Source organism: Flavobacterium sp. FG19 (assembly GCF_057809475.1).
In genome coordinates this window covers 53,070-68,581 of record NZ_JBMDKA010000004.1, presented here as the reverse complement: position 1 = coordinate 68,581, position 15,512 = coordinate 53,070, and the positions used below count along the sequence as shown (strand labels likewise).

Sequence of the window (15,512 nt, the reverse complement as noted above, 5' to 3'; positions counted from 1 at the left end):
AAACAAAGCCTTAAAAATGTACAGCAGAGAAGAATCACAAAGAATAAAAAGGGAATTTTGGATTGCTTTTGCCGAAAAGTATCCCCGAAAATGGGTGCTTTATGATACCAAAATCAAAGATTTCTCTTTTAAATTTTATGTTGACAATAAAAAAGCTCAGGTTTTAATTGATATTGAACACCGAAGCGATGAAAAACGCAATGCTTATTTTGAAAAACTGGAAGCTTTAAAAAATATACTTGAAGAAGAATTTATTAAAGACCTGGTATTTGAAAAAAACTATACTTTAGAAAGTGGAAAAACCATCAGCCGGATCTGGGTTGAAAAATTAGGAGTTGGTTTCAGCAATCGCAATAACTGGGATACGATTTTTGATTTTTTTAATGAAAACATGCACGCCCTTGAAATGTTCTATCTGGAGTATGATGAATTTATCAAGGATATTGATTTCGCTTAATAAATAAGATTCTGAACTTCTTAGAAGCTTTGCTCCTAAGTTTTTTTACAGCAAACCCGACAGTTTTAGAAAAAATGCCGGGTTTGTTATTTTTTATACCATAAAAATATTGTAGACAATAATATAGTTATCGTAATTAATATATAGCTGTTTGCGATTGTCCTGCTTTTTACGGGTGATGATCGAAAGTTTACATTCTTTTCCGTCATTGTCTTTACACATAAACGAATACACAATATCGGTATCGTTCTCTTCCCGTTCAATATAGTCGAGAATATTGTACAGTTGAATCTCCTGCGAATACACCACTATTCTGTGTTTATCGGTATCCAGAACAACAGAAAGATTAACGAGATCCAGATTAGACCATTCGCCCCACTTTCCTCTTTCGGTCTTTTTTAAGACACTGAAACCGGATGTTTTAAAATGGTAAGACTGACTTTTAGCCTGTTGTAATCCAAAAAACAAAAACAATATAATTATATAGGTACGAATAGAATTCATAAAATATTTCTTGCAGGTAATTAAAACTCAAATGTAGCCTTTTCTTTGCTTGCTGTGACAAATTCGGCCATCATTTCCTGAACAATTTGTCCGGCTGGTAAAATTTCATGAATCAGTCCGGCAATTTGTCCAATTTCGAGTTCTCCTTCTTCAAGATCACCTTCAAACATACCTCTTTTCGCTCTTGCCCTTCCCAAAAGCTCAATAAGCTCTTCTTTTGAAGGACATTTGGTATACAAATCCTGAACATCATTGTAAAATTTGTTTTTCACCAAACGCACCGGAGCCAGTTCTTTTAAGGTCAATTGGGTATCTCCTTCTTTTAAGTCCACTATTGTCTGTTTAAAATCAGAATGTGCCGAAGACTCTACCGAGGCTGCAAAACGGCTCCCAACCTGAACACCATCGGCACCTAAAATCATCACTGCCAGCATACCGCGTCCGGTTGCAATTCCTCCTGCTGCAATAAGCGGAATGGTCACTTTTTCCTTCACCATCGGGATCAGGGTTAAAGTAGTGGTTTCGTCACGTCCATTATGTCCGCCGGCTTCAAAACCTTCAGCCACAATAGCATCAACACCCGCTTCCTGCGCTTTTAAGGCAAAAACACTGCTGCTCACTACATGTACCACCGTAATCCCTTTCTCTTTTAAAAAGGAAGTCCAGGTTTTAGGATTTCCGGCCGAAGTAAAAACGATTTTCACGCCTTCTTCGACCACTATATTCATTATTTCCTCAATGTTGGGATATAACATCGGAATATTAACTCCAAACGGTTTAGCGGTTGCTTTTTTACATTTCTGAATATGTTCCCTCAAAACATCAGGATACATCGATCCGGCACCTATTAAACCTAATCCTCCGGCATTGCTTACGGCTGCTGCCAGTTTATAACCGCTGTTCCAAATCATCCCTCCCTGGATTATTGGATATTTTATATTGAAAAGCTGTGTAATTCTGTTCATTACAACTAGTATTGTTTTATTATTTTTCCGGTTTTACGCTGACCGTTAGAATCAAAAGTATAAAAATAAAGTCCGTTCGTTAAACTTTCCACCGAAAGAACCGGGTTTTTCTCATTGGTAATCTGCTTTTCGATCAATTTTTGTCCTAAAATGGAATAAATGGTGATCAAAGCGGTTTCATAATTAGATGAAAAAGTAATACTGACTTTTGCCGGATTGGGATAAACTGAAAAATCAGAAGAAGAATCAAAACTTTCTACACTTAAAGTGGAACCAAAATTTGGAATTCCATATCCGTAATTAGTATCAGGAGCCGTATAACGGTCTGCCGATTGTATAATCATATCCCGGATTTCCTGATTGGTTTTAGAAGGAAAAGCCTGCCATAAGCACGCGCTCATTCCGGCCATAATCGGACATGAAAAAGAAGTTCCGTTTGCCGTACCAATAGTACCTAAAGTGGTGGCCACTACTGCCGAAACACCCTGCGCCATCACATCGGGTTTAATACGATTATCAAAACTTGGTCCTATAGAACTTGAACTTGCCCTTATTTTAGAAGAGCTTACCGAACCCACAGCCAATACAGAAACAGCATCTGCAGGAGCCCCAATATGGTTTTCAGCCTGATTTCCTTCGTTTCCGGCAGAAGCCAAAACCAATATTCCTTTACTAAAAGCCAGTTCAGCACCTCTTGAAATAAAATTCGTTGTACCGTTCATATCACTGTACGTGTGACTGTAATTGGGATTATCAAATTCAAAATAACCTAAAGAAGAGGTAATAATATCTACGCCATAAGCATCTGCCTGTTCTGCTGCTTCCACCCAATAGGATTCTTCAACAGGATTTTCGGTCAGTTTGACTTCGGTGATAAACAAATAATAAGCCGCATCCGGAGCTGTTCCTACCAGAGCATTGTCCTGGTAACCTCCCATAGTAGACAATACTAAAGTACCATGATCATCTCCTGTGTAAAAATCAGTGCTTCTGTTCGTATAATCATATCCGCCTAAAATCAGATTGTTATCCCGCAGACGTTTAAAAGGTTCTGCCGTATTAACGCCTGGAAAACCACCGTCCAAAACGGCTATAATTTTTCCGGAGCCTGTAAAATTCTGCTGATGTAAAACCTGACCGTTCAGCATTTGAATCTGACTCGCTGAAGTCCCGTAATTGTAATCGACTGTTGTTTCTAATTTATCTTTAAGCTGTGTAGTGCTATTTTGCTGTGCTTTTTTTGAAGTCGTATTCAAAGTACGGTCAGCAAAAACAACTTTATCCACAAATGTAAGTGATTTTAAAGCCGTTATAGCAGCCTGCGTCCCTCTAATGTGAAGTGCGTTCAGCCATCTGGACTGCGCCATTACAGTAATTCCGGTGCTGGCTTTTATCTGATCGACATAAGTAGTTTCTAATGGAGCATCCGTACTGCTTAAAGCAATATTCTGTGCTGTACGACGGTCTAAAGATCGCTGTGAAAGTGTCTGCAGCGGATTATCAAAAAAATCCTGTGCATTAGGTTTTCCAGTAAAATAAACCCAGGCATCTTCCTGTGAAAATGCGGCAGCAGAACATAGTAATAAAAGAAAAGTAAAGTAGTGCTTCATATATACTCTTTTAAAAGGAAAACCTTCATAAAAAGTATAAAGCTAAGAAATTACTCCCGAACCAACTAATTCATTTTCTAAATACCAGGCCACAAACTGACCTTCTGTAATAGCTGACTGTGCTTCTTCAAAACGAACGTACATTCCGTCTTCAAATTGATACAAAACTGCTTTCTGTAAAGGCTGACGGTAACGTATTCTTGCCATTACTTCCATTTTTTCTCCCGGTTTCAAAGCCATATCGGTACGAATCCAGTGTACTTCTGAATTCCCTACAAAAAGTGCTTTTTTAAACAATCCCGGATGATTACTCGTTAAACCGGTATAAATAGTATTAGTATCCACATCTGTAGCAATCACAAATAACGGATCAGTTGTTCCGCCTACATTCAGTCCTTTTCTTTGACCATTTGTAAAATAATGGGCTCCCTGATGTTTTCCCATTATTTTTCCCATAGTAGGAAGATATTCGCGTTTTTGAGCTTCTGTTTTCAGTTCTTCTTCCAGGGATAATCCCACTGGTTTTTCAACCTGATAAATAGGATCATTTTTATCAATCTGAACAATTTTACCTTCTTTTGGCTGTAGTTTTTGCTGTAAAAATTCCGGCAGACGTACTTTCCCAATAAAACAAAGTCCCTGAGAATCTTTCTTTTCAGCTGTTACCAGTTCCATTTCAGCCGCAATCTGGCGAACTTCCGGTTTGGTTAAAGCACCAATTGGGAACAACGCTTTTGATAACTGCTCCTGTGATAACTGGCATAAAAAATAAGACTGGTCTTTATTAACATCGTTTCCGGCAATTAATTGGTAAACCGTTTTTCCGTCAACTTCCGTTTCGCTCTTTTGGCAATAGTGTCCGGTCGCTACATAGTCAGCTCCTAAACCTAAAGCGATTTTCATAAAAACATCAAATTTGATTTCGCGGTTACAAAGCACATCCGGATTTGGTGTTCTCCCTTTTTCGTATTCGTTGAACATATAATCAACGATTTTTTCTTTGTATTCTTCGCTTAAATCCACTGTCTGAAACGGTATTCCCAGTTTTTCGGCTACTAATAAAGCATCATTACTATCTTCTAACCACGGACATTCGTTTGAAATAGTAACCGAATCATCGTGCCAATTTTTCATAAAAAGCCCGATAACTTCGTATCCCTGCTGCTGCAGTAAATATGCGGCAACACTAGAATCTACTCCTCCCGAAAGACCAACAACTACACGTTTCATTTTTAAAACATTTATATTTTTACAAGGGTGCAAAGGTACATCATATTTTAGAAAATCGCAGGGGTTTTAATTGGTTTATATAATTCATTAGTAGATAAAACTTATGGTTTAAATACTTACTTTTAATATCCAATTAGTAAGGGTCATGAAAAAATGCATTTTTAATTTATTTTTCTTTCTTATTCTGGCATCTTTACATGCACAGAAACATGCTCCTACACTCGCTGATTATGAAGCATACAAAGCATTCCGGGGAAAGCCGTTGTCTGATAAATTCTCCAATATTGAATCCGTAAAAGTGATTTACGATTTAAGAAAACAGAAAATGTATTATTTTAACAGCACCTTAATTCCGCTGCATTATGATTTTGTAACGCAATACTTGTACTATAACCACGATCTGGAAATCTTTAACAACGAAAACTACAGCAATACTCAGAAAAACCGTGATTTTTTACTGGGCAATCTGAACCATATAAAAGGAACGGATAAATGGATTTTTGAACTGGCCGCATCAGACCGGATGCCCATAGAACTTATTGAGCGTTTTTTTTATCTGGTTAAAAACTCCACTTTTATTGGAGAAAAACTAAAATTCTATCTGAACAATCCTGATCAGATGGAATGGTCAAGTCTGGGAAAATTTAAAATTCCGTGCGTCAAATCAGATTATATTTTTAATGAAATACAATATCAGGAAGTCGTTTCCGGGAATATTGTCGGCATCTTAAGAGCCTATACAATAAAGGAACTTGATAAAGTGAAACCCAATTCCGATGAAATTGTAGTTCTGGACGGTACACCTGACATACTTCCAAATGTCAGGGGAATTATAGTCAATGAGCTGCAGACTCCCCTGAGTCATCTGGTACTGCTGGGCAAAAACAGAAAGATTCCCATCATGGCTTATACAGAGGTTTTAAAAGACTTGAATATCCAAAAACTGCTTTCTAAAAAAGTAGAACTAAAAATCGAAGTGGACACTTTTCTCATTAAGGAAACAGATAAAAAAATTGTTCTTAAAACCAATTCTAAAAAGAAAAAGTTAACAATCGACAGCAGCGTAACAGATTTAGTCGATTTATCCAAAATTCCGAAAAAAGGCGTAAACTACATTGGTTCTAAAGCGCAGAATATGGCATACCTGATTGCCATTTCAAAAGAAATTCCGTTTAAAGTTCCAGAAAATGCGCATGCTATTCCGTTTTATTTTTATACACAGCACATTCAGAAAACTTCAATTGCTCCATTAATTACGGCACTTTTAGCTTTTCCTAAAAAGGACTCGACAGTTTGGATTACTAATCAACTGAAAAAAATTAGAGATGCCATCAAAAAAGAGCCAATTAATCCTGAATTGATTTCAAAATTGAACCTGGCTTTTAAAGAGGCTGAATTCAGGAATTTCAGGTTTCGTTCTTCAACCAATGCCGAAGATTTAGATGATTTTAACGGAGCTGGATTATATGATTCCAAAACAGGAATTTTAGGAGATTCGATTAAAACTTTCGAAAAAGCAATCAAACAAGTTTGGGCAAGTGTCTGGAACGAAGCGTCGTTCAACGAAAGAGAATTATTCGGCATCGATCAGCAGCATATCGCAATGGGTGTTTTAGTGCATCGCTCTTTTCCTGATGAATTGGCAAATGGTGTGATCATTACTAAAAATCTTTTTAGAGAAAATTTCCCCGGAATTACCGTAAATGTTCAAAAGGGAGAAAATTCTGTCGTAAAACCGGAAAAAGGCGAAATCTGCGAACAGTTTGTGGCCTATCACTTTAATTCCGGAACCAATGACGACGATTTTGATGTTGATTATACTTCTAATTCAAATTTAAATAATAACGAGCCTTTATTAAGCAGGAAAGAAATGAGTAATCTATTTAATGTCAGCAGAAAAATTGAAGAAAAAATGTACCGTTACTGGAGAAAAAACCAGTTTCATCCGGTAGATATTGAATTTAAAATCGTGGGCGGAAACCGGGATTTGTATATCAAACAGGTTCGGCCTTTTAACGATTAATAAAAAACGGTAAGATCTATTTCATTTGTAACCGTATTAATCAGAACAATTTTAAAATCAAAATCCTGAACGTTTATTTTTTCCTGAACTGCTTTCCGTATGTTTCCATTTTCCAGAGAAAAACTGCTTATTAAAGGAATCTTTACGTTTACGGTATTCAGATATTTTGAAATTTTTCTGTTCACAATGATGGAGGCTGCAATATAAAATCCGATGATAATAACCTGAAAAAACAAGAGAATTTCTATTTTTTCAAAAGGATACATAATATCCAGAATAGAAAGAGTTATCGTTGCAAAAAGAAAGATAATCGCATTAACGGTAAAAGACTGTGTCCTGAATCTTAAAATGGAGAAAATGGCAAACAAACCAAAGCCTATTCCAACACCAATTTCAATTTTAGTAAACAAATAACAAAGCGAAAAGGTACACAGCCCAACAATAACCATCAGCGGATTTATGGTTTCGTTATCTCTTCTGTTAGAAAAAAAATATAAAACTAAAATCGATAAAAACAGCAGTAAAAACCGCCCGATGAGTTCGTTTAAATCCATTGAATCAAAGTTTTAGACTCGTCAAATTTAAACAATTAGAAAAAAAATCAGCCACGAATTCACAAATATTTGTCTCAAAAATAATTCGTGAATCCACAGCTGAATATAAATTAAAGTTATTTATTTTTAGGCTTCGAATCGGCCTGATAACTGGCTTTCGGATCACTCATATTAACCTCTTTGGTCAATTTGCCTTTGGTATAAAACTGCCACATTCCTGCTTTTTTTCCATTTACAAATTTTCCCTTAGAAGCCGGCACTCCATCTGAATCATAAAAAACGGCATCTCCGTTATACTCATTATTTTTATAGGTCGTTTCTTCTAACGGGACTCCATTCTGCCCGGTTTTTTTATAAATCCCTTCCTTTGATCCGTTTACATAAGTCATTTCTTCGGCAACTTTGGCATTAGGATAATAAACGGTTCTTGCTCCGTTTAATTTTCCGTTTTTATAGATCTCCGAAATCATCAAAACTTTGGATGCTTTATGGTAATATTTCCATTCTCCTTCTCTTACTTTACCAATTTCTTTTCCTTCACTTACCACATTCTTGCTCTGATCATAAAAGATCGTATAGGAACTTCCGTCATTTGCAGTGAAATCACGGGTTGCGATTACATCTCCTTTTTTAGTATCATCAAAAAATTTAAAGATCCCGGTTTCTTTACCATGACTGAAAGCCCCTTCGTAACGAGGACGTTTGGATTCTTCATAAATTCCTTTCCATACACCATCCTTTTTTCCATTGGCATCTAATTTATTAAACTCGGTCTGGGCACTTAAAAGACACACATTTAACAATGTCAGTCCCATTATAATTCTTTTGAAAATCATATTGTTTTTAATTTTTAACTTAAACGAAAATTAGTTTCATAAAGTATGTCAGGTCTTTTTTCAAAGTTAAAATTTTCATTGGTTATTTTGAAAAGAAACCTGCTTCTTAAAATAAAAAATCCCGACTGAATCGGGATTTTTATAATTTATTTCTTTTTATTCTGAGCTTTTTTCGCTGCTTCCTGCTGTTCCATTACTTCCTGAAGGCGCTGCTGGAATTTGCTTGGTTTTTTAGGCTCTCTTTGTTTGTTCTCCTGAATCTGAGCGTGAATTTTTTCACTATCCACAATGTAATTTTTGATTACAAACATAATTCCGATCGTAATTAGGTTTGAAATAAAGTTATACAAACTCAATCCGGCACCATAACTATTGAAGAAAATCAACATCATTAATGGCGAAACATAAATCATGATTTTCATCATTTTGGCCATATCCGGCATACCTTCCTGCTGAGGCGCTGCCATCTGCTGGTCACCTGAAGTCATTTTCATATAGAAGAAAATAGCGATCGCTGCCAAAATTGGGAACAAACTGATATGATCTCCATATAAAGGTATATGGAATGGTAATTTTACAACAGAGTCAAAAGAAGACAAGTCATCTGCCCAAAGGAAGCTTTTTTGTCTTAACTCAAAAGCAGCCGGGAAAAACTGGAACGAAGCATACATAAAAGGAAGCTGAATCAATGCCGGAATACATCCTGCCATTGGGTTTACCCCCGCTTTATTATACAGTTTCATTGTTTCCTGTTGTTTTTTCATTGGGTCTTTTTTATACTTTTCTCCCAATTCATTGATATCAGGTCTTAAAACTTTCATTTTAGCCTGAGACAGGAATGATTTATAGGTAATTGGCGACATAGCCAATTTGATAATGATCGTGAAAATGATAATTGCAATTCCTAATGACAAACCAATAGTTGAACTTAAGAATCCGAATAAAGGAATAAAGATAAATTTGTTAATCCATCCAAAAATTCCCCACCCTAACGGGATGATTTTTTCGAAATTTTTATCATAAGCTTTTAAGGTCTTATAATCGGCAGGACCAAAATACAAGCTCATTTTGTAATCAACCTCTCCATTTGAAAATGCTAAAGGAAGATTAGCTCTGAATTGTTTTGTAAAAACAGTATCTGTTTTTTCGTCTTTCACTAAATCATCAGACTGTAATTTAGAAGTTTCAAAAGGCTTTTCGGTCGCTAATATAGTAGTAAAAAAGTGCTGTTTAAAAGCTACAAAGCTAACTTTTGCCGGAGTTTCCTCTTTTCCTTCTCCGTGAGAACTTACGTTGCTGTATTTTGAATCTTCGTATTTGTAATCGATCTGTGCAAAACGATTTTCATAAGAAATACTTTTCTCGTTTCTGTAGGTTTTTAAATCCCATTGTAAATCCAGTGGTTTAGCCGAATTCAAAACTCTGTTTAATCCCTGAGAGCGTACATCAAAACCTACTAAATAGTCGTTTGGTTTTAATACGTATTTGTATTCCAGGAACTCATTAGCTCCCGCTTTCAGACGCATGGTCAGGATCTGGTCTGCTCCGTTTTTGGTCAGGGTTGGTTCAAAAAACAAATCTTTCGAATTTAAAATCCTGTTATCTGTTGTCTGCAGCTGGATATTTAAATTAGAGTTGTTGTTTTTGATCAGTTCCACCAATTGTCCGGAATTCTTCTCAAATTTTTGAAATTCTTTAAGTACCGCTTCTACGATAAAACCGCCTTTGTTAGCAATTACAAGTTTTATTTTTTCGTTTTCAATAGTCGTAAAAGCTTCTTTAGCTGAAGGAAGTGTTGCAGAATAAGCAAAACCGCCTAACGTTTTCTGAAGTTTGGCTAATTGTAAAGTATCTCCCGGTACTGCTGTTAAAGCAGGTGTCTGGGCCGTTTTAGCTTTATCAGCTTTTGCCTGGGCTTCTTGTTTAGCTACTAATTCTTTCTTGGCTTTTTCAGCAGCAATTTCTTTTTCCGAAGGCTGATTCTGGTACATAATCCAAATCAAAATTCCGAATATCAATACAAAACCAATGATTGAATTAAGGTCTAATTTTTTTTCTTCCATTATTTTAAAAAAAGTTATTCGTTTGAGGGTATTAGTTATTCGTTTAACTGAAAAGTTACACCTCTTAGAATGAATTATTATTTTTTGTGCGCGTTTACTGCAGCTGCCACAAAGTTTACAAAAATAGGGTGCGGATTGGCAACCGTACTCTTATATTCCGGGTGGTATTGTACCCCGATAAAGAATGGGTGGTTTTCAAGCTCTACAATTTCAACTAAACCGGTATCCGGATTAACCCCTGATGCTTTAAGACCTGCTTTCTGCAATTCATCAGCATATTGGTTGTTATATTCGTAACGGTGGCGGTGACGCTCTGAAATAGTCGTTTCTCCGTAAATTTTGTGTGCCAAAGTGTTTGGTTTAATATCACATTTCCAGGCTCCCAGACGCATTGTACCTCCTTTATCGGTAATATTTTTCTGTTCTTCCATTAAATTTACTACCGGATGAGGCGTTTTGTCGTTCATCTCAGTAGAATTCGCATCGGCATATCCTAAAATATTTCTTGAATATTCAATTACAGACATCTGCATTCCTAAACAAATTCCGAAGAAAGGAATATGGTTTTCACGTACAAAACGAACAGCTTCAATTTTTCCTTCAATACCTCTTTCTCCAAATCCCGGAGCTACTAAAACCCCGTCCAGAGTTCCCAGTTTCTCTTCTACATTATCGGCATTGATATGTTCTGAGTGGATAGAAATAACATTTACTTTGGTTTCGTTTGCCGCACCGGCATGAATAAACGCCTCCAAAATAGATTTGTAACAATCCTGCATTTCTACATATTTTCCAACCAGACCAATATTTACAGTCTGTTTTGGACTTTTTAATCTTTTTAGGAAAGTATTCCAGTTTTTAAGATCCGGAGATGCTTTTTTAGGTAAATCCAGTTTCTTTAAAGCCACCACATCTAATCCTTCTTCAAGCATTAAATTAGGAACTTCATATATAGTAGAAGCGTCAATTGACTGAATAACCGCTTCTTTTTTCACATTACAGAACAAAGCCAGCTTCTGACGTAATTCCTGAGATAATTCGTGCTCAGTTCTACAAACCAGAATATCTGCTTTAATACCGCTTTCCATTAAAGTTTTAACAGAGTGCTGTGTTGGTTTTGTTTTTAACTCACCTGCTGCTGCTAAATAAGGAACTAAAGTTAAATGAATAACAATTCCGTTATTTTCTCCTAACTCCCATACCAACTGACGAACTGATTCTATATAAGGTAAAGACTCGATATCACCTACCGTACCACCAATTTCGGTAATAACAATATCATAATCGCCGGATTTACCCAGCAATTGCATTCTGTCTTTAATTTCATTGGTAATATGAGGAACAACCTGAACCGTTTTTCCTAAAAACTCCCCTCTTCTTTCTTTTTCAATAACCGAAAGATATACTCTTCCTGTAGTAACGTTATTGGCCTGAGAAGTAGGAACATTAAGGAAACGCTCGTAGTGACCTAAATCCAGATCCGTTTCGGCACCGTCATCTGTTACATAACATTCTCCGTGCTCATACGGGTTAAGTGTTCCCGGATCCACGTTAATGTACGGATCGAATTTCTGGATAGTAGTACGATATCCTCTTCCTTGTAATAATTTCGCTAAAGATGCCGCAATGATCCCTTTTCCAAGTGAAGAAGTCACACCGCCTGTAACAAAAATATATTTTGTTTGATTCATTCTGTTGTTGTTTGTAAGTAGTTGTGTAAAAAACTTGGCAAAAGTACAAATTTAATTAGACAATTTATCTATTCCAGAATGAGATAATTTGCAAATTTTTAAACCAATTCATTACTTGGGTTAGTAATCAATAATATTACTCTTTTTTAAGTCTTTTTATTGAAAATTCTGTGACTTCGGTTTATTTTTTTATGGTATTACTAAATTGTAAAATGAAAAAATAAAGAATAAAATACTGAAAAACAAATCAATACCCACAACTCGTTTAAAATTAGAAAGATGAATGAATTTATTAATCCAAAAACGTGCTGTTAACTGAAAGAAAAAAAACAGAAATATCCTTATACTATAGGAATTGAGACGAATAGCCTCCTCCAGATTAAACCGCAGGATTTGAGAAAAAGCTCTTGTTAAGCCACGGCTCTTACAATAATAAAGCGGCATTCCCTCACAAGAAGAACGAAAACCAAAACTTAAAAAGGGCGAGATATAACAATACAAAAAGATCATTATAATAATGACCACAAAAATAGTGTTGATCTTTTTATAAGAAGTAAGCAGGTATAAATCTTCTAATCCCAAAATGCTAAAAAACCATAAATACCAAACACGATCAACAAATTAATCATAATCAGGACTGCTGCAATAATACTTAATATTAAACCTGTTTTTACAACACCAGTCGGCGCATTATCCGCTTTTGCTTTTGACAAACCAATTGCTCCAAAAATTATTGCAGGCAAATCAAAAAAAAAGGCAAAAACACCAACACAGGGAATAAACGCAAGAATAATGGAAACAATTCCAAATACCAGGGAAGCAACTCCCCAGTTCATACCTGCATTTGAAGAATCTGATTTTGTAGTCATTTAGATTTTATTGGCGAATGTAACTAAAAAAGTTTCGATTAAAAAACAGAAAAATTTAAAAATACTAAATCAGGATTTTTATTTTACCGGTTTCGGATACTGGTCTTTAATATTTCGTATCAGCACCTCCAGTCCGTTCAGTTTTAACTCATAAATTAACTGAAGCTGCTGTCCCAGTTCTCCTTTTGGAAAACCTTTATTATGATACCATACAACATAATATTCCGGTAAATCAATTAAATACCGTCCTTCGTACTTACCAAACGGCATTTTGGTATGCGCTAACTTAATGAGTTGTTTTTTATCCTGATCCATAGTTTAGATGAAAAAAGAAGCAAGAAAAAAGAATATATACATTCTCTCTTCTTGCTTTTAATTGCTTACAAAGCTAGATTATTTTTTTTCTATTCTGCCGCAGATTTAAAAATAGTTTTCAGTATTCCGTTTTCAGTTTACAGTCGCAGTTTACACACGTTATATGACAATCAGCTGTCCTTTGACTGAAAACTGCGACTGAACACTAAACACTAAACACTAAGACTGAATACTGACCACTGCGACTGTAAACTAAACACTAATAATGCCATCTTACAAAAGCTTCCATAGCCGCATAAGTTGCTAAACCTAACTGCTGATACAAAGCCGCTGTTTCGCTGTTTCGGTCTTCAGCTCGCTGCCAGAACTCTCTTGCATCGGTTCCCTGAAATACCACGCCGTCTTTCTGTGACTGGTGTTTGAAGATTCCGTGACGTTTAGCCAGAACCTGATCCGGACTCATCGGAACAGCCATTTCTACTTCATCGATACCCCATTCCTGCCATGCGCCTCTATAAAGCCATAACCAGCAGTCGTTCATAAATTCTTTTGGTTTTAAAACTTTTACCGCTTCAAAAATAGCATCCAGGCAGACTTTGTGCGTTCCGTGAGGATCTGCTAAATCTCCCGCTGCATAAATCTGGTGCGGTTTGATTTTTTCGATTAAATCTACTGTCAATTGAATATCTTCAGCACCGATTGGTTTTTTCTCGATCGTTCCCGTTTCATAAAAAGGAAGTTCCATAAAGTGGATCTGCTCATCAGGAAGCCCCACAAAATAACTCGTAGCCCTTGCCTCTCCTTTTCTGATCAGTCCTTTTATGTAACGTACTTCCGGAATGTCGATCTCGCTGTTCTTTTTGTTTTCTAAAAAGGTTTCGGCTTTTTTATAGATGTCATCGGCCTCAGGGCTTTTGATGCCGAATTTTTCATTGTAATCGATCACGAATCTGGCAAAACGCAGGGCTTCATCATCGGCAACAGCTATGTTTCCTGAGGTTTGATACGCCACATGTACTTCGTGTCCCTGTTCCTGAAGGCGCATAAAGGTTCCTCCCATACTGATGATATCATCATCGGGGTGCGGACTGAAGATCAGTACACGTTTTTTAGCCGGTTCTGCTCTTTCAGGACGGTTGGTGTCTTCTGCATTGGGTTTTCCTCCCGGCCAGCCCGTAATGGTATTCTGTAGTTTGTTGAATATTTTGATATTGATATCGTAAGCCGGACCTGAATCGGCCAGTAAATCGCTCATTCCGTTTTCGATATAATCGGCATCGGTAAGCATTAAAATTGGTTTTTTAAGATCTAAAGCCAGTCCTAAAACGGCTTTACGGGTGAGTTTATCTGTCCAGGCGATTTTTTCTACCAGCCACGGTTTGTTGATTCTGGTGAGTTTTGAAGAAGCTTCTTTGTCCAAAACAAAAACAGCATTATCATGCTCCTGAAGGAATGAAGCCGGAACTCTGTTAGTTACTTCGTCTTCAACTGATTTTTTTACAATATTGGCTTTTCCTTCTCCCCACGCCAGCAGAATGACTCTTTTGGCTTCCATGATTTTTTTTACGCCAAGGGTAATAGCCGTTCTTGGAGTATTGTTAAGTCCGAAGAAATCTTTACTTGCCGCTACTCTTGTAATATGATCCAAAGCCACTAAACGGGTTTTGGAGTTTTGAAGGGAACCTGATTCGTTAAAACCAATATGACCGTTTCCTCCAATACCCAGAATCTGAAGGTCGATTCCGCCCAAAGCTTCAATTTTAGCTTCGTATTCGTGACAGTAATCGGCGATTTGTTCTTTGGTTAAAAGTCCGTCGGGAACATGGGCATTTTCAGGTAAAATATCCACATGATCAAACAGCAGTTCCTTCATAAAACGAACATAACTGTTGATGGAATTGGGTTCCATTGGATAGTATTCGTCCAGATTAAAACTGATTACGTTTTTAAAACTCAGTCCTTCTTCTTTATGGAGGCGCACCAGTTCGGCATACAAGCCTTTTGGAGATGAACCGGTGGCCAGACCTAAAATACAAGGCTTATTCTCTTTTTGTTTTGACCGGATCAAAGCGGCTATTTCCTGAGCTACTTCTTTGGAAGCGGCTCCCGAATTTTCAAAAACAACCGTATTGATGTTTTCAAAACGCTTCTCAAAACCGGTCGCTTTGTCGATTTTACTTTTTAACATGATATAGTTTTTTTTTATTCTTCTGATTTTTGAATCATTTCTAAATTTGCTCCTCTGACAAAAGTCCATGCCAAAAACCTGCTAAAACAATAGCACTCAACACCCTATAAAGATAAAACCTTTATAAATGCGATACAACAAAATTTAAATTATTGATTTGAAGCGATCCGGAATGTATGTCATCTCACTGAAAAATTCCAAAATCAT

13 protein-coding genes are annotated in these 15,512 nt (G+C 36.5%); 2 read left to right on the top strand and 11 right to left on the bottom strand.

Annotated elements, in window-relative coordinates; translation table 11 throughout:
• Positions 1 to 16: 16 nt before the first annotated feature.
• A complete protein-coding gene (locus tag ACODST_RS05665) occupies positions 17 to 457 on the top strand; it encodes a DUF4268 domain-containing protein (RefSeq protein ID WP_488931145.1) in 441 nt (146 codons plus the stop codon).
• Positions 458 to 550: 93 nt separating this feature from the next.
• On the opposite strand, the gene ACODST_RS05660 is transcribed toward ACODST_RS05665, so the two are convergent.
• From ACODST_RS05660 to mnmA, 4 genes are read right to left on the bottom strand one after another with little or no spacing between them, the layout of a single operon-like run.
• Entirely contained in the window at positions 551 to 961 is a 411-nt protein-coding gene (locus ACODST_RS05660) for a hypothetical protein (RefSeq protein WP_488931144.1), read from the bottom strand.
• A gap of 20 nt (positions 962 to 981) precedes the next feature.
• Entirely contained in the window at positions 982 to 1,926 is a 945-nt protein-coding gene (locus tag ACODST_RS05655; RefSeq protein ID WP_488931143.1) for an NAD(P)H-dependent flavin oxidoreductase, read from the bottom strand.
• Between the two features lie 5 nt (positions 1,927 to 1,931).
• Positions 1,932 to 3,536, bottom strand: coding sequence for a S8 family serine peptidase (locus tag ACODST_RS05650; RefSeq protein WP_488931142.1), 1,605 nt, complete (start codon positions 3,534 to 3,536; stop codon positions 1,932 to 1,934).
• Positions 3,537 to 3,578: 42 nt separating this feature from the next.
• A complete protein-coding gene (mnmA, locus tag ACODST_RS05645) occupies positions 3,579 to 4,766 on the bottom strand; it encodes a tRNA 2-thiouridine(34) synthase MnmA (protein ID WP_488931141.1) in 1,188 nt (395 codons plus the stop codon).
• Between the two features lie 145 nt (positions 4,767 to 4,911).
• Between mnmA and ACODST_RS05640 the strand changes: the two genes are divergently transcribed.
• Positions 4,912 to 6,789 carry a PEP/pyruvate-binding domain-containing protein gene (locus ACODST_RS05640; protein WP_488931140.1) on the top strand — a complete coding sequence of 626 codons (1,878 nt, stop codon included), beginning with the start codon at positions 4,912 to 4,914 and terminating at the stop codon, positions 6,787 to 6,789.
• Here the strand turns inward: ACODST_RS05640 and ACODST_RS05635 are convergent.
• The 7 genes from ACODST_RS05635 to nagB all read right to left on the bottom strand — a co-directional run bounded on the left by ACODST_RS05635 (position 6,786) and on the right by nagB (position 15,305).
• On the bottom strand, positions 6,786 to 7,343 hold the full coding sequence (locus tag ACODST_RS05635) for a DUF4956 domain-containing protein (RefSeq protein ID WP_488931139.1): 558 nt from the start codon (positions 7,341 to 7,343) through the stop codon (positions 6,786 to 6,788). The genes ACODST_RS05640 and ACODST_RS05635 overlap by 4 nt on opposite strands.
• Before the next feature lie 116 nt (positions 7,344 to 7,459).
• A complete protein-coding gene (locus ACODST_RS05630) occupies positions 7,460 to 8,179 on the bottom strand; it encodes a toxin-antitoxin system YwqK family antitoxin (protein WP_488931138.1) in 720 nt (239 codons plus the stop codon).
• Positions 8,180 to 8,325: 146 nt separating this feature from the next.
• A complete protein-coding gene (gene yidC, locus ACODST_RS05625; protein ID WP_488931137.1) occupies positions 8,326 to 10,242 on the bottom strand; it encodes a membrane protein insertase YidC in 1,917 nt (638 codons plus the stop codon).
• A 77-nt stretch (positions 10,243 to 10,319) separates the two neighbouring features.
• Positions 10,320 to 11,933, bottom strand: coding sequence for a CTP synthase (pyrG, locus tag ACODST_RS05620; protein WP_488931136.1), 1,614 nt, complete (start codon positions 11,931 to 11,933; stop codon positions 10,320 to 10,322).
• Positions 11,934 to 12,505: 572 nt separating this feature from the next.
• Positions 12,506 to 12,802: a hypothetical protein gene (locus tag ACODST_RS05615; protein ID WP_488931135.1), complete on the bottom strand. Its 297-nt coding sequence runs from the start codon at positions 12,800 to 12,802 to the stop codon at positions 12,506 to 12,508.
• Between the two features lie 78 nt (positions 12,803 to 12,880).
• Positions 12,881 to 13,117, bottom strand: a complete 237-nt coding sequence (locus tag ACODST_RS05610) for a DUF3820 family protein (RefSeq protein WP_488931134.1) — start codon at positions 13,115 to 13,117, stop codon at positions 12,881 to 12,883.
• 259 nt (positions 13,118 to 13,376) lie between these two features.
• On the bottom strand, positions 13,377 to 15,305 hold the full coding sequence (nagB, locus tag ACODST_RS05605; RefSeq protein ID WP_488931133.1) for a glucosamine-6-phosphate deaminase: 1,929 nt from the start codon (positions 15,303 to 15,305) through the stop codon (positions 13,377 to 13,379).
• Positions 15,306 to 15,512: the final 207 nt, after the last annotated feature.